The 20,097-nt window shown below is 64.8% G+C and carries 17 protein-coding genes and 1 riboswitch; of the genes, 9 read left to right on the forward strand and 8 right to left on the reverse strand.

Annotation, left to right across the window (positions count from 1 at the left end):
* Window positions 1–36: 36 nt before the first annotated feature.
* Window positions 37–873 (forward strand): universal stress protein, encoded by an 837-nt coding sequence (locus LAC81_RS27585; protein WP_113538397.1) that lies wholly within the window; start codon window positions 37–39, stop codon window positions 871–873.
* Window positions 874–923: 50 nt separating this feature from the next.
* On the opposite strand, the gene LAC81_RS27590 is transcribed toward LAC81_RS27585, so the two are convergent.
* A complete protein-coding gene (locus LAC81_RS27590) occupies window positions 924–1,373 on the reverse strand; it encodes a pyridoxamine 5'-phosphate oxidase family protein (RefSeq protein ID WP_223730300.1) in 450 nt (149 codons plus the stop codon).
* 73 nt (window positions 1,374–1,446) lie between these two features.
* The gene (locus tag LAC81_RS27595; RefSeq protein ID WP_223730301.1) at window positions 1,447–1,593 is read right to left on the reverse strand and encodes a hypothetical protein; all 147 of its coding nucleotides are present in this window, start codon (window positions 1,591–1,593) and stop codon (window positions 1,447–1,449) included.
* 27 nt (window positions 1,594–1,620) lie between these two features.
* Here LAC81_RS27595 and LAC81_RS27600 point away from each other — a divergent pair, with 27 nt between their 5' ends.
* Both LAC81_RS27600 and LAC81_RS27605 read left to right on the forward strand, forming a co-directional pair.
* The gene (locus LAC81_RS27600) at window positions 1,621–3,099 is read left to right on the forward strand and encodes an SLC13 family permease (RefSeq protein WP_223730302.1); all 1,479 of its coding nucleotides are present in this window, start codon (window positions 1,621–1,623) and stop codon (window positions 3,097–3,099) included.
* A 172-nt stretch (window positions 3,100–3,271) separates the two neighbouring features.
* Entirely contained in the window at window positions 3,272–4,444 is a 1,173-nt protein-coding gene (locus LAC81_RS27605) for a glycerate kinase (RefSeq protein ID WP_223730303.1), read from the forward strand.
* A 317-nt stretch (window positions 4,445–4,761) separates the two neighbouring features.
* Here LAC81_RS27605 and LAC81_RS27610 read toward each other — a convergent pair whose 3' ends face one another.
* Entirely contained in the window at window positions 4,762–6,156 is a 1,395-nt protein-coding gene (locus LAC81_RS27610) for a S8 family serine peptidase (protein WP_223730304.1), read from the reverse strand.
* Between the two features lie 158 nt (window positions 6,157–6,314).
* Between LAC81_RS27610 and LAC81_RS27615 the strand changes: the two genes are divergently transcribed.
* Both LAC81_RS27615 and LAC81_RS27620 read left to right on the forward strand, forming a co-directional pair.
* The gene (locus LAC81_RS27615; protein ID WP_223730305.1) at window positions 6,315–6,857 is read left to right on the forward strand and encodes an RNA polymerase sigma factor; all 543 of its coding nucleotides are present in this window, start codon (window positions 6,315–6,317) and stop codon (window positions 6,855–6,857) included.
* Window positions 6,854–7,657 carry an anti-sigma factor family protein gene (locus LAC81_RS27620; protein ID WP_223730306.1) on the forward strand — a complete coding sequence of 268 codons (804 nt, stop codon included), beginning with the start codon at window positions 6,854–6,856 and terminating at the stop codon, window positions 7,655–7,657. The genes LAC81_RS27615 and LAC81_RS27620 overlap by 4 nt, the downstream gene beginning before the upstream one ends.
* A gap of 9 nt (window positions 7,658–7,666) precedes the next feature.
* On the opposite strand, the gene LAC81_RS27625 is transcribed toward LAC81_RS27620, so the two are convergent.
* Window positions 7,667–8,161 (reverse strand): Lrp/AsnC family transcriptional regulator, encoded by a 495-nt coding sequence (locus LAC81_RS27625; RefSeq protein WP_223730307.1) that lies wholly within the window; start codon window positions 8,159–8,161, stop codon window positions 7,667–7,669.
* A 158-nt stretch (window positions 8,162–8,319) separates the two neighbouring features.
* On the opposite strand from LAC81_RS27625, the gene LAC81_RS27630 reads away from it, so the two are divergent.
* Genes LAC81_RS27630 through LAC81_RS27640 form a run of 3 tightly spaced genes read left to right on the forward strand, consistent with a single transcriptional unit; the run spans window position 8,320 to window position 11,972 of the window.
* Window positions 8,320–9,525, forward strand: a complete 1,206-nt coding sequence (locus LAC81_RS27630; protein ID WP_223727884.1) for a diaminopropionate ammonia-lyase — start codon at window positions 8,320–8,322, stop codon at window positions 9,523–9,525.
* A gap of 3 nt (window positions 9,526–9,528) precedes the next feature.
* Window positions 9,529–10,704, forward strand: a complete 1,176-nt coding sequence (locus LAC81_RS27635) for a M20 aminoacylase family protein (protein WP_223727885.1) — start codon at window positions 9,529–9,531, stop codon at window positions 10,702–10,704.
* A 29-nt stretch (window positions 10,705–10,733) separates the two neighbouring features.
* Window positions 10,734–11,972: a Zn-dependent hydrolase gene (locus LAC81_RS27640; RefSeq protein ID WP_223727886.1), complete on the forward strand. Its 1,239-nt coding sequence runs from the start codon at window positions 10,734–10,736 to the stop codon at window positions 11,970–11,972.
* Between the two features lie 164 nt (window positions 11,973–12,136).
* On the opposite strand, the gene LAC81_RS27645 is transcribed toward LAC81_RS27640, so the two are convergent.
* The 4 genes from LAC81_RS27645 to LAC81_RS27660 all read right to left on the reverse strand — a co-directional run bounded on the left by LAC81_RS27645 (window position 12,137) and on the right by LAC81_RS27660 (window position 18,531).
* Window positions 12,137–12,673: a hypothetical protein gene (locus LAC81_RS27645; RefSeq protein WP_223730441.1), complete on the reverse strand. Its 537-nt coding sequence runs from the start codon at window positions 12,671–12,673 to the stop codon at window positions 12,137–12,139.
* Window positions 12,674–13,154: 481 nt separating this feature from the next.
* Window positions 13,155–14,978, reverse strand: coding sequence for a phosphomethylpyrimidine synthase ThiC (gene thiC, locus LAC81_RS27650; protein ID WP_223727887.1), 1,824 nt, complete (start codon window positions 14,976–14,978; stop codon window positions 13,155–13,157).
* A 90-nt stretch (window positions 14,979–15,068) separates the two neighbouring features.
* Window positions 15,069–15,197: riboswitch (TPP riboswitch) on the reverse strand.
* A gap of 97 nt (window positions 15,198–15,294) precedes the next feature.
* A complete protein-coding gene (locus LAC81_RS27655) occupies window positions 15,295–16,659 on the reverse strand; it encodes a sigma-54-dependent transcriptional regulator (RefSeq protein WP_223727888.1) in 1,365 nt (454 codons plus the stop codon).
* Between the two features lie 3 nt (window positions 16,660–16,662).
* Window positions 16,663–18,531 (reverse strand): sensor histidine kinase, encoded by a 1,869-nt coding sequence (locus tag LAC81_RS27660; RefSeq protein WP_419195871.1) that lies wholly within the window; start codon window positions 18,529–18,531, stop codon window positions 16,663–16,665.
* 227 nt (window positions 18,532–18,758) lie between these two features.
* Here LAC81_RS27660 and LAC81_RS27665 point away from each other — a divergent pair, with 227 nt between their 5' ends.
* A complete protein-coding gene (locus LAC81_RS27665) occupies window positions 18,759–20,084 on the forward strand; it encodes a dicarboxylate/amino acid:cation symporter (RefSeq protein WP_113538410.1) in 1,326 nt (441 codons plus the stop codon).
* Window positions 20,085–20,097: the final 13 nt, after the last annotated feature.

The following is a 20,097-nucleotide window of genomic DNA, read 5'->3' on the forward strand; positions in this document are numbered from 1 at the left end:
TCCAGTCCCTAGGCCCGGTCGCGAGGAGGAAACGCGATGACATACAAGACCATTCTCGCCGTCGTCGGCGTCGAACATTCCGCAGAGCATCTGCGCGCGGCAGCACAGGTCTGCGCGTCCGCAAACGCTCACCTTTCCCTGTTGATCGTCAAGCTCGCTGCCTCTCCGCCGATCGGCGACTACGCAGCCGCCATATCCATCGATTGGCTGAACGAGCGGCAGCGCGATGTCGACAAGCTCGATTCCTGCGTGGCGAAAGCAACGGATGTTCTCACCAGGGAAGGCATCTCGTTCAGTGTCGAAACGAAATATACCGAAGCCGCCTGGGCCGATGACGAGATCGGCGAGCGTGCCCGCTACGCGGACCTGACGCTGGTCGGCGACGGTCTGATGCTGGACCCGGAACTGCGCTCACGCACCATCGACGGGACGTTGTTCAGCTCGGCCCGGCCGGTCCTCATCATGCCCAAGGGCAAGCCGGCACGTCTTGATCCGAAGACCGTGGTGCTGGCGTGGAACTCCCGGCTGGAAGCGGCGCGCGCGGTGCGCGAAGCGCTCGACATGCTGACTGGCGCCAGGATCGTCCATGTTACGATGGTCGACCCGCGTTCTGCCTATGGCAAGAACGGCGAGGAACCGGGCGCCGATATCGCCGGGTATCTTGCCCGGCACGGCGTTTCCGTTTCCGTCGAGCGCCTGCCGAGTGGCGGGCATCGGGTTGACGACGTGATCAATCGGTTCGCCTCCGATGTGGGTGCTGATATGATCGTCATGGGGGCTTATGGCCACTCCAGAATGCGCGAGCGTGTCTTTGGCGGAGTCACCCGTTCGATGCTCGAAAACGCCGTGGTCCCCGTGCTCATGGCGCATTGACCGGCGGAGCCGCGTGGGGCGCGCAGCATTTGCCTGCGCGCCGAGGGGCGTCAGCCCGCAGAGGCGGCGCGTCCGGTCACTTCGTCGATCTCGATTTCGAAGAAGAGATGCGGGGACGTGCCGGCAACCGGTTGCTCGCCTGGCTTCAGGCCGCCCGGTTCCCACCAGTTGATGCGCTGTTCGAGCAGAGACCAGGCGTTCATGCGCTCGCGGTGCCATTGTTTCGTATCAGGCAGTTCCTGGTAGCGGCCGTGGATGACGACGCTTCGCCAGTTCTGCCGGTCCGTTCCCATGTCGACTTGCACGCAGACGCGCGGGTTGGCACGCATCCAGTCGATCTTCTGCCCGGGCATCGAGAAGCTGTAGAGCCGGTTGGCTGCCAAAGCGTACTGGATGGGAACGATATAGGCCTGGCCATCCCTGGTGCACCCCAGCCGGGCGATATGGTTCTCAGCGACAAGGTCGAGACATTCCTGCCGCGTCATTTCTCTGATCAACATGTGGCTCTCCTTTTTTAAAGAGATCGTCCAACAGTCAGTCTCCGCCGACCAGGCATACTGGCATTGATCTCGCTCAAATGCCGCCGATTTTGGCGATGCCGTTGCTTGGGTGCGGCGGCGAGAAAAATCCCTTGGCATGGGAATAAACGCTGTGGCGCTCCGTTTTCCCTCCCACGAAATCAGCCCGATGGCTTTCGTGCAGCGTGGTTGCTGCGCCCAAGCCCGGTGCCAACAAGGGAGCGCAGCCATGACCGCCAGCCCGGTGATCGCTTCGGATCAAGACCTCGTGGCCATGACGAGCGTGGGGAGGGACCGCATCGAAGGTCACATGCCGGTGAGCGAGGTACGTCTGCTCGTCGGCGCAATGCTCGTGGCCTTTGCCGGCGTTCTGATCTTCCTCGCCGCGGATGGGCTGACGCTTCCGATGCGGCTGGCGCTCATGGTGTTTGCGACGACGCTCGTCTGCTGGACGGTCTTCGACCTGCCGGAAACGCCGGTCGCGCTTGGCGGTGCGGCAGTGCTCGCCGTCACCGGTGCCGTCGACGAGCAGGCGGTTTACGGCGCGCTCGGCAACGATATCGTCTGGCTGATGCTGACGGCATCGGTGATCGCGGCGGTGCTGCAGGCATCGGGCCTCGTCGAGCGGCTGGCCTTCCGGCTGCTCGCCCCGTTTCGCGACGTGCGCAGACTGTTCTGGGTGGTGACGCTCACGATCTTTGCGACTGCCTTCGTCATTCCCTCGACCTCGGCGCGGGCTGCCATCTTCATGCCCGTCTTCCTTGGGCTTGCCTCGGCCATTGGCCGCCCCGGCGTGACCCGCGCGCTGGCCCTGCTCTTTCCTTCCGTAATCTTGCTCTCGGCGGCGGCGTCGCTGACCGGTGCCGGTGCGCATCTCGTCGCCGTCGATTTCATCCGCCGCAGCGGCGGCGAGGCGCCGGGCTTTCTTGGCTGGGCGCTGCTGGCGGCACCCTTTGCGCTGCTGACGTGCCTGATTGCCTGCGGCCTGATCCTGCGCTGCTTTCTCGACGAGACCGATCGCCTCGCGCGTCTCGATGTTTCGGCGCCACCAACGCAGAAGCGCCCGTTTGCGGTGCGGGACAAAATGATCCTCGCCGTGACCGCGGCCATCGTCGCGGCGCTCGCGACCTCGGACCTGCACGGCATCGCGCTACCGGTCGTAGCGTTAATCGGCGCACTGGTTCTGGCATCGGAAAAGGTCTCCGGCATGCCGTTCCGCAAGGCGCTGAAAGGGGTCGAGTGGAACCTGCTTCTGTTCCTTGCCGGCACGCTCGTCATCGGCGAAGCCCTGCTCTCGACAGGAACGGCAACGCAGCTTGCCGACCGCCTGATCGGCGCCTTCAGCCAGATCGGCAAGCCGCCGGCGTGGCTGGTGGTGCTTCTTGCGATCGCCGTCGCGACCTTTGCCCATATCGTCATTGCCTCGCGAACGGCGCGGGCGACCGTGCTCATTCCAGCGGTGGCGCTGCCGCTGGCGGGTTTCGGCGTCAGTCCTGCCTGCCTCATCATGGTGACAACCATTGGTAGCGGCTACTGTCAGACGCTGATGGTTTCGGCCAAGCCCGTCGCGCTCTTCGGGGGCATGGAGCCACCCGCTTTCAGTCCCTCCGATCTGCTGCGACTGGCGCTGATGCTGGCTCTTCCGTTCATCGCGTTGCTGGCGCTCTTTGCCCTGGTGATCTGGCCGGTGACGGGCCTCTCCGTCTGAAAATAAACTATTGATATAATTTCATTCCTAAGAGCTGGCGCAAATTTCGCGCCGGCTCTTTGTTTTTCTTTCCGTAGGCGTCGGATTTCTCATTTCGCCCCGGAATAAACGCCTTGAGACAGCGTTTCTCCCTTGCATCCGCATTGTCACAAAAGTGCAAGGAGACTGTCACATGACACTTACCATTCTGGTTGCACCCTCCGGTTTCAAGGAAAGCCTGTCGGCGGAGGAAGCCGCCGATTGCATCGAGAAAGGCGTGCTGCGCGCCTGCCCGAAGGCCGAGGTCATCAAGGTGCCGATGGTCGACGGCGGCGAAGGTTTCACCAAGGCACTCGTCGCGATTACCGGCGGCAGCCTGCACGAACGCACCGTGACGGGTCCGCTCGGCGAGCCAGTCGCCTCGCATTTCGGTTTCCTCGGTGGCCAATCCGAACGCACCGCCGTGATCGAAATGGCGGCCGCCGCCGGTTTGCGGCTGGTGCCGCGCGATCGCCGCAACCCCTGCATCACCACCAGCTACGGCGTCGGTGAACTGATCCGGGCAGCGCTCGACGCCGGTGCGCGTCGCATCCTGCTCGGCTGCGGTGATAGTGGCATCAATGACGGCGGCGCCGGCATGGCAGCCGCACTCGGTGTAAAGCTGCTTGATGGCGACGGCAGGCTGCTCGCGCCCGGTGGTGCGGCGCTCGGCGCGTTGGCGTGCATCGATATCTCGGGTCGCGACCCGCGGCTCGCAGATGTCCGTATCGATGCCGCCGTCAACTGGCACAACGTGCTGCTCGGCGAACGCGGTGTCGCTCGCGTCTTCGGGCCGCAGAAAGGGGCGACGCCGGAACAGGTCGAGCTGCTCGCGGCAGCGATGGAGACCTATGCCGCCGCCATCCAGGCGACGACTGGCGTCGAAGTCGGCGACGCACCGGGCGCGGGCGCATCCGGAGGGCTCGGTGCGGCTGTGATGGGCCTGCTCGGCGGCGCGCTGCATCCGCGCTACGACATCGTCATGCGCTACCTCGACCTCGACAGCATGATCGGCAGGGCCGATCTGGTGATCACCGCGGAAGGCAGCCTCGACGGGCAGACGCCGTTCGGCAAGGTGCCGGCCGAGGTCGGCCACAGAGCCAGGGATGCGGGGCGCCCGGTCATCGCGCTTGCCGGCACGATCGGCAAGGGCGTGACCCTCAACTTCGACCATGGCATCGATGCTTTCGCCTCGATCCTGAAGGCGCCGTGCACTCTAGACGACGCCATCAACGCAGCACCGAAGCTGCTGGTGCGCGCCGCGGAAGACGCCGTGCGCATGGTGCGCGTCGGCATGCTCCTGAACATACGCGGACTTGCCGCCTGACGAAGCGCCACAGCTCTGGCGGGACGGCGGCGCTGCCATCTCCCGCCGGAGCCGCGCCGCGGCTACCGTCATGCAATCGCCAAGGTTGTCCTCTCGGTCTTCGCAAGCGCAGGACCGATCACGAGGACCAATCGTCAAATGTCAAATGGATGGGAGGGGTCGGCGGCTGCCTGGATTTCCGGGCTGGGCGTCGAAGGGGATTTTGCGCGGCGTTTCGTTCTCGACGCGCCCATGCTGGATGCTCTGCCCCTCCGCCGCAATCATGGACTGGCAAAAGCCGGAGCTCTCGCTACCGCTTGCCTCACGTCTGCTTGCCGTCAGGAACGGCAGAGCTCACGGGCATCGAGCACGCCCCAGCCGAACACGGGATCCTTGCCCGGCGCGCCGAGGTCCTGCGTCGTTTCCGTGACGAGCTTTGCGACTTCTTCCGCCGACAGGTTTGGATGCGATGCCCGCAGGATGGCAGCGGCAGCCGTGACGAAGGGGGCCGCAAAGGACGTGCCGGTTCGGGGAGCTGCCCCCTCGATCGACGCCGCGGTCCAGACGCTGGTGCCGAGCGCCGCGACATCGATATGGTCGCCCCGTCCTGCACGACGATAGGGCCTGAAGTTGCGATCGACGGCGGTGACCGCGATCATCGCCGGATAGGCGGCGGGATAGACGGGTTTTGCCCGCGGGCCATCGTTTCCGGCCGCCGCCACCTGGATGATGTTCTTTTCGGCGACGAGCGCGACAGTCCTTTCGAGCAGCAGGTTGTGCGGACCGGAAAGACTCATGTTGATGACCGTGACATTGCGTGACGCCAGAAGGTCGATGGCGCGCACGAGATCGTAGGTCTCGGCGATATCCGTCTCGCCGCCCCGCCGCTGGAAGGCGTCGACGGCAATCAGATGGGCATTGCCGAGCAACCCAGGCGCGCGGCTATCGCGGCGGCCGGCGATGAGTGCCGCGACCGCGGTGCCATGCTGGCGGCCGGACTCCGGCGCCTCTTCCGCCGCCAGCCTGAAGATGTCGAGCTTGACGCCCTTGAGCGAAGGATGCGCGGGGTTGATGGCCGTGTCGATCAGCCCGATCGGACCCGCGGCTACGCAGGCCGCGTTGGCATCCGGCCAGCCGATCGCGCCGCGAACGAGGGCGCAGCCACCGTCGGCGCACGGTGCGGGAGGCGCGGTACTCTCGTCCGGTTCGAAGTAGTGATTGAAATCCGTGATCGCGCCGGGAGAAGCGTCGGTCATCTGGCGGCGCGCGTCCTCAAGTGTCATGCCTCCGGGCATGCCGAGCTTGACGATCTCGTTGCCGGAGAGGGCCAGCGGCGCCCGTGCATTCAGCGTGAAACCACGGGTGACGAGGCTTTGGACGGCGGCCTCGTTCAGGTCGAGGGCGATGATCTCGTTCGGCGCGTGGGTCGGGCGGCGGGCGGGTGGCCGACGCCGCTCGGCGCGTTTTTCCGGCGCGCGGCGGAAGAGGTCGAAGAGATTGCCGCCGCCGCGCCAGGCGCCACCCGAGCCGCGATCGTTAGAGCTGCGGGATGATCCGCCACCGCCGCCATCGTCATCATCGCCGCCACCATCGTCGTCGTCCGCCTGGGCCGCGCTGACCCAGGGGAAACGCGCGCCGGCATCGCCGTTGCTGCCAAGGTGGGAGAGGTCGCCGACGCCCGTTGCCAGGCCGCACAACGACAGGGCGGTCGCTCGAAACAAGCGTCTCTTCAAGGCTCTCTCCTCATCTGCAAGACGTCCGAAGACACCAGCTTACCGTGAACGAAAGGACTATCGATGGTGACTTTCGCGTGTGCTTCACATATCGCTCAACGGATGAATCAACAAATTATTCCCCCATGGGTGACGCGCAGCGCCGAAAGGAACGCCCCATGACGGATCCGACCATCGCTTTCGGCGAGCGCCTCGTCGCGTTCCTGCCGAACCTGCGCCGCTTCGCCATTTCGCTTTGCCGCTCGCGCGACGTCGCCGACGATCTGGTGCAGGCGGCCTGCGAAAAGGCGCTTGCCGGCTCCGAACGGTTCGAAGAAGGCACACGCTTCGACGCCTGGATGTTCCGTATCTTGCGCAACCTCTGGATCGACCAGCTCCGCCGCCAGAAGACTGCCGGGCCGACCGAAGAGATCGAGGCGCAGGCGGAGCTCGCTGTTCCCTCCGGCGAGGCCGGTGCGGAAGCACGCATGGCGCTGAAGAGCGTGGCCGCCGCGATCGACGGTCTTGTGCTCGAACAGCGGGAGGTGCTGTTGCTTACCTGCGTAGAGGAGCTTTCCTACAAGGAGGCGGCCGAGGTGCTCGGAATTCCGATCGGCACCGTCATGAGCAGGCTTGCCCGGGCGCGCAAGAATCTCGCCGAGGCAACGGGAATAGAACCGCCGCTCGCGCGTTCACAGGATATGAGAGGCGGGACGAGATGAGCGACGCGCAATTCACCGATGAAATCCTGATGGCGTTTGCCGATGGCGAGCTCGACGAGGAGACGACGCGCCGTGTCGAAGCGGCGCTCGAGAGCGACGACGAGCTGATGGCGCGCGTCGCCCTGTTCATGGAGACGCGGGCGGCCGCTAGCGAAGCGTTGAAGCCGGTGCTTGCCGAGCCGGTGCCGGACGAGCTGGTGCAAAAGGTGCGCGCCATGGCTGCCACTGCGGCGGCGGCGAACGCCCAGCGCGCCATTGACACGCCGTCATCCGGTGCTGAAAACGTCGTGGCGTTTCGTCGGCCAACCGATCAGGCAACATCGCCGCAGCGCAATGTCTCAAGGCTTCTGATGGCGCTCGCCGCTTCGTTGCTCGTTGTCGTCGGTGGTGCCGGCGGTTACCTGCTTCGCGGTGGTGGGCTGGCGGATACCGGTGCCGTTCATGTGGCTGGCTCTGTCGACCCGGCGCTGTCTGCCATCCTCGACCAGGCAGCTTCAGGCGAAGAAGTCGCTGTTGGAGAAGGGCAGGGGACGGTGCGTCTGGTATCGGCATTCGAACTTGCCGGCGGGCAGCTCTGCCGCGAATACGAACTGACCCAACCCGGCCAACCCGCCCTCGTCTCCGTGGCATGCCGGAAGGCGTCGATCTGGCAGACGCGGCTGACCGTCGCCAAGCCGGGAGGCGGAGACGGATACGCGCCCGCCTCGTCGCTCGAAACCGTCGACGCCTTTCTGACCTCGATTGGAGCCGGGCAGCCGCTCGATGCGGAAGCAGAGAAGAGAGCGCTCGCCGCGAAGTAAGCACGCATCTCAGCGTGATGCTTCAATCGGTACCGATAGACTGACCTTCACCGGATCCATGGTCACGAAAGTGCGGAAGCGCTTGATGTTCGGATTGCCGAAGAACATGCGCCGCGTGAAGGCTTCGTATTCGGCCATGGTCGGGACGATGACGACGAGCATGAAATCGACGTCGCCGGTAACATAGTAGCATTGCTGCACCTCGCGTGCTGCGGTGAAGGCCGCCTTCGCCGCATCGAGCAGGGCGATCTGCTCGCTCTCGACCTCCACTTCCACCAGGATCGTCAGCGCCTGGTTGACGCTGACCGGGTCGATCAGCGCGACATTGGCGCGGATGACGCCGGTTTCCTCCATGCGCTTGATCCGCCGCTGGACGGCGGGCGCCGAGAGATTGACCGCTTCGCCGATCTGGCGCTGCGGCGTCGTGTTGTCCGTCTGCAGGATGGCGAGGATCGCGAGGTCGAAACGATCCAGTTCGACCTTTGGTCTCTTGGAGGGGGCCATCCGGTGCCTTTCTGTTCATGCCTTTGCAGCGGCCGCGAGCGGAACACCACGCGTCTGCGCATCGACTAGCTTTACAAACTTGCATTTGCGCCGGTCATTTAGAGCGCATTTCTCGGCTGTGATGAAATAGATTTTCGCCAGCCTACGGAGATTGCACCATGTTCCTTGCCAATACCCACGCCGATTTCGGCCATCCATTGCTGACCGCGGATGCGGATATGCTGTCGCTGACGGCCGCCGCCAATGTCGAGCAGCAGCTTGCCCGGCGCCCCGACCATCGGCCGACGCCGCTTCATGCCTTGCCCGCTTTGGCGCACGAACTCGACATTGCCGGCGTTTTCGTCAAGGACGAGGGTCACCGCCTGGGTCTCGGCAGTTTCAAGGCGCTTGGTGGCTCCTACGCAGTGATCCGGCTGGTGATCGAGGAGGCGGAACGGCGTCTCGAGCGCAGCATCGGTCTCGACGATCTGGACCGGCCCGAGGTTCGGGCGATCGCCGCCGCCCTGACCTTCGGCTGCGCCACCGATGGCAATCACGGGCGCTCGGTCGCCATGGGCGCCCGCCTGGTCGGCGCCAAATCGGTGATCTTCGTGCATGCGGGCGTCAGCGAGACTCGCATCGAGGCGATCGCCGCCTATGGCGCCGAGATTGTCCGGGTCGCTGGGACCTATGACGATTCCGTTCGCGAGGCGGCGCGGGTCTGTGATGAAAATGGCTGGACCGTCGTCTCGGACACGACATGGCCCGGCTACGAATACATTCCCGGCCTGGTGATGCAGGGCTACACGGCGCTGCTGAGCGAGGCGTTGCGGCAGATGGAGGAGCCGCCGACCCATGTGTTCGTGCAGGCGGGCGTCGGCGGCATTGCCGCTGCCACCGCGGGGCATCTGGCACTACGTTATGGCGCGGAGCGTCCGCGTTTCGTCGTCGTCGATCCGGCACGCGCCGCCTGCCTCTACGAAAGCGCCAGGGCCGGGCATCCCGTCAAGGTGGCGCATGGCGAGGCGACGATCATGGCCATGCTCGAATGCTACGAGCCGTCGCTTGTCGCCTGGCGTATCCTGTCCCGCGTCGCCGATGCCTTCATGACCGTCGACGAAGAGGATGCTGTTTCGGTGATGAACCGGTTGGCACGGCCCGCAGGATCTGACCCGGCGATCGTGTCCGGCGAAAGCGGCGGCGTCGGTCTGGCCGGGTTGCTGGTCGTTGCCCGTGACCCGGCGCTGCGGGAGGCGCTGGGATTGACGGCCCAATCGCGCGTCTTCGTCATCAATACCGAGGGTGCCACGGACCCCGAGCGTTATGCCGCGCTCGTCGGCTTGTCGCCCGAGACCGTCGCGAACACATCGAACGAGAGGAGGTGACCCATGGCGAAAATGGATTTTGACCGGCTTGTAACGGACATGACCGCCTGGCGCCGCGACCTGCACGCGCATCCGGAATTCGGCTTCGAGGAACAGCGCACCTCATCCTTCGTCGCCGCAAAGCTCAGGGAGTTCGGGCTCGACGAGGTGGTGGAAGGTGTCGGCGGTACCGGTGTCGTCGGCCGGCTGAAACGTGGCAGCGGCAACCGCGCCATTGCACTTCGGGCCGACATGGATGCGCTGCGGATACCGGAACAGGGAGAGCTCCCCTACCGCTCGACAAAGCCTGACACCATGCACGCCTGTGGCCATGACGGTCACACGGCCATGCTGCTCGGCGCCGCCAAGATGCTTGCCGAAGACGGCGGCTTCGATGGTACCGCGTGCTTCATCTTCCAGCCGGCCGAGGAGTGGGGCAAGGGCGCGCTTGCGATGCTCGAAGACGGACTGATGGAGCGATTTCCTTTTGATGAGATCTACGGCCTGCACAACATGCCGGGGCTGCCGGTCGGCCGCTTCGAAACCCGCGTCGGTGCGATCATGTCGGCGGAGGACAATTTCGAGATCGTGCTGAAAGGCGTCGGCGGACACGCGGCGCGGCCGCACTGGGGCAATGAGACGCTGGTCGCCGCCTGCGCCACCGTCGTCAATCTGCAGACGATCGTCTCGCGCCGCCTGTCGCCGACGGATATCGGTGTCGTCTCGGTCACCGAGCTTTTGACCGACGGCACGCGCAACGCGCTGCCCGGTCTCGCCCGCATCCTCGGCGATGCCCGCAGTTTCCGCCCGGAGGTCAGCGCCAAGATCGAAGCGGAGATGCGAGTGATCGCCAAGGGTACGGCGGATGCCTATGGCTGCGAGGTCGAGGTCAACTATACGCGCGAGTTCGTGCCGCTGATCAATGACCCGGCCTTGAGCGGCCACGCCTTTGCTGCGGCCGAAGCGGTGTTCGGCGCCGGGAATGTCGCAACGGCCGCCGAGCCGATGACCGGCTCGGAGGATTTCGCGCGTTTTCTCGAGCACGTGCCGGGCTGCTTCGTCTTCATCGGCAACGGCGAAGCGTCGGCGCCGCTGCACAATCCGCGTTACGACTTTAACGACGACGCCCTGATCCTCGGCGCGCGTTACCACGCCGAGATTATCCGCCAGAGACTGGCGCCGGCCGAAAGCCGGCCATGAACCAAAATCCGCATGAAAGCAGGACTAACATGTCATTTCCTTCTATCGACGCCGCGCGCCTGATCGGGCGCATCCGCGAGCTTGGCGAAATTGGTCGCGATGCTGAGGGGTGGCTGACCCGGCTGGCCGGCTCCGACAACGACAAGGCCGGTCGAGATCGCCTCGTCGCCTGGATCGAGGCGGCAGGACTCGACGTTGCGGTCGACCGTGTCGGCAACATCTTCGGCATCTGGCGCGATGGGGGCAATGCCGGGGAAGCGCCGATCATGCTCGGCTCGCACATTGATACGGTTATCAATGCCGGCATCTATGACGGATGCTACGGCGTGCTTGCAGCGCTCGAAGTGATCGAGACGTTGAAGGAGCGCGGCGCAGCGCCCGCCCGGCCGATCGCCGTTGCCGCCTTTACCAACGAGGAGGGCGTGCGTTTTGCGCCCGACATGCTCGGCTCGCTCGCCTATGTCGGCGGCCTGCCGCTGGAGACGGCGCTCGCGACCATCGGCACGGATGGCTCGTTGCTCGGCGAGGAACTCGAGCGGATTGGCTATGCCGGCAATGTCGAGCCGGGTTTCCTCGAGCCCCATGCCTATGTCGAGCTTCATATCGAGCAAGGGCCGGTGCTGGAGCGCGAGGGCATGGCGATTGGTGCCGTCGAAAACCTGCAGGGCATCTCCTGGCAGCGCGTGACGATCGATGGCGTCGCCAACCACGCCGGGACCACACCGATGGCGATGCGCAACGACGCCGGCCTCGCCGCCGCCCGGGTCGGCCTCTTCCTGCGTGAGCATATCACCCGCTCGAACGCACCGAGTGTCGCGACCATCGGCACCATGCGTTTCGAGCCCGACGCGATCAACGTCATCCCGTCGCGTGCCACCTTCACCGTCGATCTGCGCGATCCGGACGAGGAACGGTTGCAGGCGCTCGAAACGGCGCTTGCGGACTTCCTTGTCCGTATCGGCGCGGAAGAGGGGGTGACGATCTCCGTCGAGCGGCTTGCACGCTTCCAGCCGGTGGCCTTCGATCAGGGCATCGTCGCGGCGATCGAATCTTCGGCGAAGGCGCGCGGCCTCAAGAGCCGGCGCATGACCTCGGGTGCCGGCCATGATGCCCAGATGATCGCTCGCATCGCGCCGACGGCAATGATCTTCGTTCCGAGCCGCGACGGCATCAGCCACAATCCGCGTGAACACACGGAGCCGGATGAGCTCGTCGCCGGCGCCAACGTGCTGCTGGATGTGGTCGAGCGGATGGTGAGTGGTCGCTAGAGGGGTGACAGGGACGTTGCGCGTTCGTTGATTGAACGGGTCAACATCGCGCCTCCCTCTACCCCGTCATGCCCGGGCTTGGCCTGAGCATCCAGACACAGACGTTCGTGCGTCCGCGATAAGCAGCGCACGTCATCCTGCGGCGCGACGAAGCAGGCATCCCTTCAAGGCTCTCTTTTCGTGTGACCTGCGCTTTTGCGGGATCCTGCATCGCTCTTCTGTCCGGTGGAAGACTCTGGCCCGCTCTCCTCGGCAGGCTCTTCCGGTGTCCGGCGGAAAAGGTTGAGGAAACTGCTGCCGCCGTGCCATACGCTGCCGGTAGGTCCGTAATCCCGCCCGTCGCGCGTAGAGGATGAGTGGCGCTCGCTATTTCCGCCAGTCAGGCCGCTGTCGTCTATGACGCCGCCTCCGCCACCTGCGCCGGTCCCGCCGGGCACTTCGCCCACGCCACTACCATCGCCGGAGCCCCAATCGCCGCCACCCGCTGTACCGTTGCTTCCGCCACCCTCGACGTTTTCGCCACCTTGGTCGCCGCCGCCCGTGCCATTTTCACCATTCCCGCCGCCGGCCTCGGTGTCCTCCGCATGGGCTACGGAAATCCAGGAAAGGCCGTCGGCAAAACGCCCGTCGCACGGGAGGTCACCGGCGAGTGCAAGGGCTCCGATCGTCAGAGCCGTCAGTCTCAGCAGGCGTGACCTCAAGTCTTTACTCCTTGTGCGAACGGCGTTCTTGCGCCGTTCTGCAAGACCTTCTGCGCGGCAGAGGACGGCAACTCATCGCGAATGAATTTCGCCGACAGCGACTTTTGCGCGAGCTTTGCATACCGCTCAATCGATGCGGGGGCAAGTTGTTCGGGTGCCAGGCGAAGTGGTGCGCAAGGTGCGGGGCCTATGGCGGCCGCGACGCCCACAGGATTGCCCGCATCGCCCCGACAGCGGCGAACTTCCTACCCCGCCGCGATGGCGTCGGCCACAATCCGCGCGGACATACGGAGCCGCATGACCTTTTGCTGATGCGAGCGCGCTCCTCGATGGGATCGAGCGGATGGCGCGCGCTCGCCCCTCCGAACATGACGGAGGATGAGGCCGTTGGCGATCACCGCTTCCCCTTCCGGGGCGCGGGACGGAAGTCCTGCACGAACTGAAGGGGCCGTGACTGGCCCCTTCAGCGTGTCTTTGCCGTCTACTCGGCTGCGCCAGTCGCCCCTTCCAGCGGCATGTAGAGGTCGCCGCCTTCGCGGTACTTCGCCGCCATTGCCTCCAGCCCTCCCTTCTGCGCCTCGGCCCGGATGTCGTGCGAGATCCGCATGGAGCAGAATTTCGGGCCGCACATGGAGCAGAAGTGCGCGACCTTGTGCGCCTCCTTCGGCAGCGTTTCGTCGTGGAAGTTGCGGGCCGTCTCCGGGTCGAGCGAGAGGTTGAACTGGTCCTCCCAGCGGAACTCGAAGCGGGCGCGCGACAGGGCGTCGTCGCGCACCTGAGCGGCCGGATGGCCCTTGGCGAGATCTGCGGCATGGGCGGCGATCTTGTACGTGATGACGCCCACCTTGACGTCGTTGCGGTCGGGGAGGCCGAGATGCTCCTTCGGCGTGACGTAGCAGAGCATGGCGGTGCCGAACCAGCCGATCATCGCCGCGCCGATGCCCGAGGTGATGTGGTCGTAGCCCGGTGCGATGTCCGTCGTCAGCGGTCCGAGCGTGTAGAACGGCGCTTCGCCACAGACGGCGAGCTGCTTGTCCATGTTCTCCTTGATCTTGTGCATCGGCACGTGACCGGGGCCCTCGATCATCACCTGACAATCCTTGGCCCAGGCGATCTTGGTGAGTTCGCCCAGCGTTTCCAGTTCGGCGAACTGCGCGGCGTCGTTGGCGTCGGCAATCGAGCCCGGGCGCAGGCCGTCGCCGAGCGAGAAGGAGACGTCATAGGCACGGCAGATGTCGCAGATTTCTTCGAAATGCTCGTAGAGGAAGCTTTCGCGGTGGTGATGAAGGCACCACTTGGCCATGATCGAGCCGCCGCGCGAAACGATGCCGGTGACGCGATCGACGGTAAGCGGGATGTAGTGCAGGCGGACGCCGGCATGGATGGTGAAATAGTCGACGCCCTGTTCGGCCTGCTCGATCAGCGTGTCGCGATAGACCTCCCAGGTGAGATTCTCGGCGATACCGTTGACCTTTTCCAGAGCCTGGTAGAGCGGCACGGTGCCGATCGGAACCGGCGAGTTGCGGATGATCCATTCGCGGATGTTGTGGATGTTGCGGCCGGTCGAAAGGTCCATCACTGTGTCTGCGCCCCAGCGGGTCGCCCAGACCATCTTTTCGACCTCTTCGGCCATCGACGAGGTGACGGCGGAGTTACCGATATTGGCGTTGATCTTCACCAGAAAGTTCCGTCCGATGATCATCGGTTCGGATTCCGGATGGTTGATGTTGGCGGGCAGGATCGCGCGGCCGCTGGCGATTTCCTGGCGCACGAATTCGGGCGTCACATGGTCGGGTACGTGGGCGCCGAAGCTCTCGCCGTCACGGACCTTCGCACGCGCCGTGTCGCGACCGAGGTTTTCGCGGATCGCCACGAATTCCATCTCGGGCGTGATGATGCCGGCGCGGGCGTAGGCAAGCTGCGTTACAGCTCGGCCAGCCGTGGCTTTCAGCGGCGCGTGCTGGAACGGGAAGGTCGGCGTCAGCCGGTCGCCGCTCACAAAGCCGTTGTCCTCGGGCCGGACGGTGCGGCCTTCATAGGTTTCCACATCGCCGCGGTCGACGATCCAGTTGCGGCGGAGCCGCGGCAGCCCTGCCTCGATGCTGATTTCGGCATCGTCGGCGGTATAGGCGCCGGAGGAATCATAGACCGTGACTGGCGGTTCGCCGGACGTCGGATGCAACGCGATCTCGCGCATCGGCACGCGGATATCCGGGTGGAGGATGCCTGATTTGTGGACTTTCCGGGAGGCAGGAAGCGGTCCTTGCGTGACCGAGAGGGCTGCGGGTTTTGTGGCAATATTCATGACGAGGCTCCAAGTTTGCAATTGGAGACCCAGTTCTGATGCCGGAAGGATGAAAGACGCTCCGCCAGATGCTGGACGCACGGAATCCTGGCTTCGATATCTGCACCGTCCCTACGCCAGTATGAACTGGATCAGGTTCAACGGGTCACTGCGCCACAGCCGGCAAGCCGGCCATCCAGCAGAATCTCAGCCCCTTGCGGGACCCCCCTGGTGAATGCCTAGATCATAGCCATCGATCGGCCCGGGACGTCAAGCGTGAATTCGCCTGTCGATGAAGATGCACCCAATACGTGTGCTTGCGGAAGTGAGTTTGGTGCTAGCGGTCGGCCTTTTCCGGCGCTGCCCGCTCGGCGTAGTCGGAACGGTTGATGCCGTGGCGCTGGAGCTTGTCGTAAAAGGTCTTGCGCGGAATGCCGAGCGCCTCGATCGTCGCCTTGACGTCGCCGCGTTGGGCGCGCAGTGCCTCCTTCAGGATTTCCGCCTCATAGCGTTCGAGCCGCTCCGGCAGCGCAAATCCGGGCTGTTGGGCGGGGGCAACCGGCTGTCCGAGTGGGCCCTCGACGCCGAGCGCCACGCGTTCGGCAAAGTGCGAGAGTTCGCGCACGTTGCCGGGCCAGGCATGGGTCATCAGGTGCTGTTGCACCACCGGCGAGATCATGGGTACGTCGCGCCTGAAGCGCTCGGCTGCCCGGGTCAGGAAGTGCGAGAACAGCAGCGGGATATCGTCGCGGCGTTCGCGCAGAGGAGGGATCGATAGCGTCACAACGTTCAATCTGAAGTAGAGATCTTCGCGGAAATCGCCGCGCTCAGCCGGATTGCCGAGATCGATCTTGGCGGCAGCGATGACGCGGATATCGACCGGTCGCACCTGGTTGGTGCCGAGTGGCGTGATCTCGCGCGCTTCCAAAACACGCAGCATCTTCACCTGCGTTGCCGGCGGCATCGCCTCGATCTCGTCGAGAAACAGCGTACCGCCGCTCGCATGTTCTATCCGGCCGATGCGCTTCTTCAACGCGCCGGTAAAGGCGCCCTGTTCGTGGCCGAAGAGTTCGCTTTCGATTACCGTTTCCGGCAAGGCACCGCAGTTGAGCGCCACGAAATTGCCGTTACGGCGCCGGCTCCAATTGTGAAGCAGCGTCGCCACCACCTCCTTGCCGCTGCCGGTTTCACCGGCGACGAGCACGTCCACATCGGTATCGGCAATATGCCGGATCGTCTGGCGCAACCGTTCCATGACCGGGGTCTGGCCGATCAGCGGCAGGCTGTCTCCGGCTGTCTCCGCGGCTCGTTTCAGCGCGCGGTTCTCCATGACGAGCCGCCGCTTTTCAAGCGCACGGCGCACGCTCTGTACCAGCCGGTCGGCGGCAAAGGGTTTTGGGATGAAGTCGTAGACGCCGTCCTGCAAAGCCTGCACCGCCATCGGGATATCGCCATGGCCGGTCACCAGGATCACCGGCAGGTCCGCGTCGAAGGCTTCGATGCGGCGGAAGAAGGCCAGGCCGTCGATGCCCGGCATGCGGATATCGCTGACGACGATGCCGTCGAAATTCGCGTCGAGCGTCTTCAACGCCTCGACGGCGCTGGCGAACGGGGCGACGGTGAGGCCGGCGAGTTCCAGTGTCTGCGTCATCGCCTTGCGCAGGTGGTTGTCGTCGTCGACGAGATAGACGGTCGGCTGCATCGCTCAGGCCCTCTTCAGGCGAACCGTGAAGACGGTGCCCTTGTCGCTGGTTTCGACGGTGATCTCGCCGCCATAATCGGCAACGATCTCCTTGGAGATGGCAAGTCCGAGGCCGAGCCCTTCGTCCTTGGAGGTGTTGAACGGGGTGAACAGGTCCTCGCGGATATGCTGGGGAATGCCGGGGCCGTTGTCGGCGACAACAAGCGAAACGGTGCCAGAGGGGTCGTCCGCGCAGTGCACGCGGATCTCGGCATCGCCGCGCGTACCCAGCGCTTCCAGCGCATTTTGCAGCAGATTGATCAGCACTTGTTCGAGGCGGATGCGGCTGCCGTAAACGCTGAGCCCGTTTTCCGGCAGGTCGATGACGATCGCATCCATGCGGCCGGCAAACCGGCTGCGCAGCAGCATCAGCGCACCCTCGATCACCTCGCGCATGGGGGTCGGCTCGGCGACGAAGCGGCCCTTGCGGGCAAAGCTGCGCAGCTCGTCGGTGATAGCGCCGACCCGTTCGGTGAGTTCGGCGATGCTGGCGAGGTTCTCCACCGCCGTTTGCTGCTGGCCACGGTCGAGGAAGGTACGGGCATTGTCGGCATAGGCGCGGATGGTGGCAACTGGCTGGTTGATTTCGTGGGCAACGCCGGCCGCCACCTGGCCGAGGATCGCCAGCCGGTTCGCCTGAACCAGTTCCTGCTGCACCGCCTGGAGTTTCTCACCGGTGCGCCTGTGGTCGGCGATCTCCGTTTCGAGATGATCGCGAGCGAGGCTGAGGTCCTGCGTTCGTTCTGCCACGCGCCGCTCCAGTTCGTCGCGGGCGACGCGCTCCCGCGCTGCGACCAGCTTCAGGGCCTGGCGTCGGCGCAGAAGGAAAGCGGCGAGCGCCAGCAGCGGCACGAGGACGGCGAGCGCGATCAGCCGGGCCTCGCGGGTTGCCGCGGAGATCGCGCCATCGAGCGGTGCCAGCTGTTCGAGCCGCCAACTCGTGGTCGGAACCATGGTTTCAACCCGCAGGAACCGCTGCTCGCTGTCGCCCGGCAACAGCGCGCGCAATTCGCTGGAGCCGTCGCTTGTCGGCTCGATGTCGCGGAAGGGCAGCGGCAGCAGCGAGGCATCGCCGAATTGCAGGCTGTCGCGGATGGCGGCGACGCGATCGCGCGGAATGGTTCTCGTCGTCATGAACCGCCAAGAGGGGAAGCTGGTGATCAGCACGATGCCGCGCCGGTCTGTGACATAGACGGGCTTGCCGGAGGCGAGCCATTCGGCCTCCACATCGTCGAACTCGAGCTTGGCGACGACAACGCCAATCGGGCCGTCAGGACCCTGGACCCGACGCGAAATGTAGAGGCCCGGCCGCTTGCTGACCGTGCCCATCGCGAAATGCTCGGCCTTGCCGTCGCGCATCGCCATGCGGAAATATTCGCGGAAAGCGTAGTCGTTGCCGACAAAGCTCGTTGGCTCGCGCCAGTTGCTGGCGGCGACGGCCACACCGTCGGGGTCGATCACGTAGATGACGGCGGCATCCGTGTTGGCCGCAAGCGCCTGCAGCTTCTCGTTCAGCCGTTGCAGCGCCTGGCCGTCGCGGGTCGAAAGGGCGGCCTTCACCTCGACGTCGTCGGCCAGCACCAGCGGCGTCGAGCGTTGGCGTTCGAGCACGGCGCGCAACAGCGAGGCCTTCAGATTGGCATCGATCCGGCTTTGGGCGTCGACCATATCGAGCGCCTGGTTGCGCCCGTATTCGCCGGCGAACAGAAGGCCGGCGACGAGCAGCGCCAGAGCGAGGCCGGCAAAGGCAAGCCAGGTACGGCGCATGGACTGGTCGAGATCTGCCAGGTTGAGGGGCGCGGATAGGGCATTGAACATGGCCTGATTGTGCATTTTTTCGCTCAGGCTTCCAGACCATCTGTGCGGAAATCCGCTCAACTCTTTGTGCGTGTCGCGCCACGCGCACAAACATCCTCATGGATTCAATGGCTTGTCTACTGTTCCGGAGAACTGGCACGCCCGTTGCAGATGACATCCTCATGACAGCCCGAGCTGTCGCGCATCGGAAATTGACCCGGGAGGCCCGGCATGACGCCGGACTGGGTCCAGTGGAGGATCTCATGATTATCGACCAATCCGCGGAACCGCGCGGCAAGACACCTTTCTATCGCCATCTCTATGTCCAGGTTCTGGCGGCGATCGCCGCGGGCATCCTGCTCGGCCATTTCTATCCTTCGCTCGGCACCGAGCTTAAGCCGCTCGGCGACGCCTTCATCCGCCTCGTCAAGATGATCATCGCGCCGGTCATCTTCCTGACGGTGGCGACCGGGATTGCCGGCATGACCGATCTTGCCAAGGTCGGTCGCGTCGCCGGCAAGGCGATGATCTACTTCCTGACCTTCTCGACCCTGGCCCTGGTCATCGGCCTGATTGTCGCCAATGTCGTGCAGCCCGGCGCCGGCATGCACATCGATCCCGCCTCGCTCGACGTCAAGGCTGTGACGACCTATGCCGAGAAGGCCCATGAGCAGACGATCACCGGCTTCCTGATGAACATCATCCCGACGACGCTGGTCGGCGCCTTTGCCGATGGCGACATCCTGCAGGTGCTGTTCATTTCCGTGCTCTTCGGTCTGGCGCTCGCCATGGTCGGCCAGAAGGCCGAGCCGGTCGTAGACTTCCTGCATGCGCTGACGCTGCCGGTCTTCAAGCTCGTCGGCATCCTGATGAAGGCCGCTCCGATCGGCGCCTTCGGCGCCATGGCTTTCACCATCGGCAAATACGGCGTCGGCTCGATCGCCAACCTGGCGATGCTGATCGGCACGTTCTACCTCACTTCGTTCCTCTTCGTGTTCCTGGTTCTCGGCGCCGTCGCCCGCTACAACGGCTTCTCGATCATCGCGCTGATCCGCTACATCAAGGAAGAGCTGCTGCTGGTGCTCGGCACCTCCTCGTCGGAAGCCGCTCTTCCTGGCCTCATGAGCAAGATGGAAAAGGCCGGCTGCAAGCGCTCGGTCGTCGGTCTCGTCATCCCGACGGGCTACTCCTTCAACCTCGACGGCACCAACATCTACATGACGCTGGCCGCGCTCTTCATCGCCCAGGCGATGGATATCCCCCTGTCGCTCGGCGACCAGGTGCTGCTGCTGCTCGTTGCGATGCTGAGCTCCAAGGGCGCTGCGGGCATTACCGGGGCAGGCTTCATCACACTGGCTGCGACGCTTTCGGTCGTCCCGGCCGTACCGGTTGCCGGCATGGCGCTGATCCTCGGCATCGACCGCTTCATGTCGGAATGCCGCGCGCTCACCAACTTCGTCGGCAATGCGGTCGCCACGATCGTCGTTGCGAAGTGGGAAGGCGAACTGGACGAGGCGCAGATGGCTGCGACGCTCGGCGGTCGCGCGCCTGCAGGCCTTCCGCAGCCCGCGCTGCAGCCGGCCGAATAAGGTTGCCTCCCAA

Origin of the sequence: Ensifer adhaerens (assembly GCF_020035535.1) — a bacterium.
In the GTDB taxonomy this organism is placed as follows: domain Bacteria; phylum Pseudomonadota; class Alphaproteobacteria; order Rhizobiales; family Rhizobiaceae; genus Ensifer.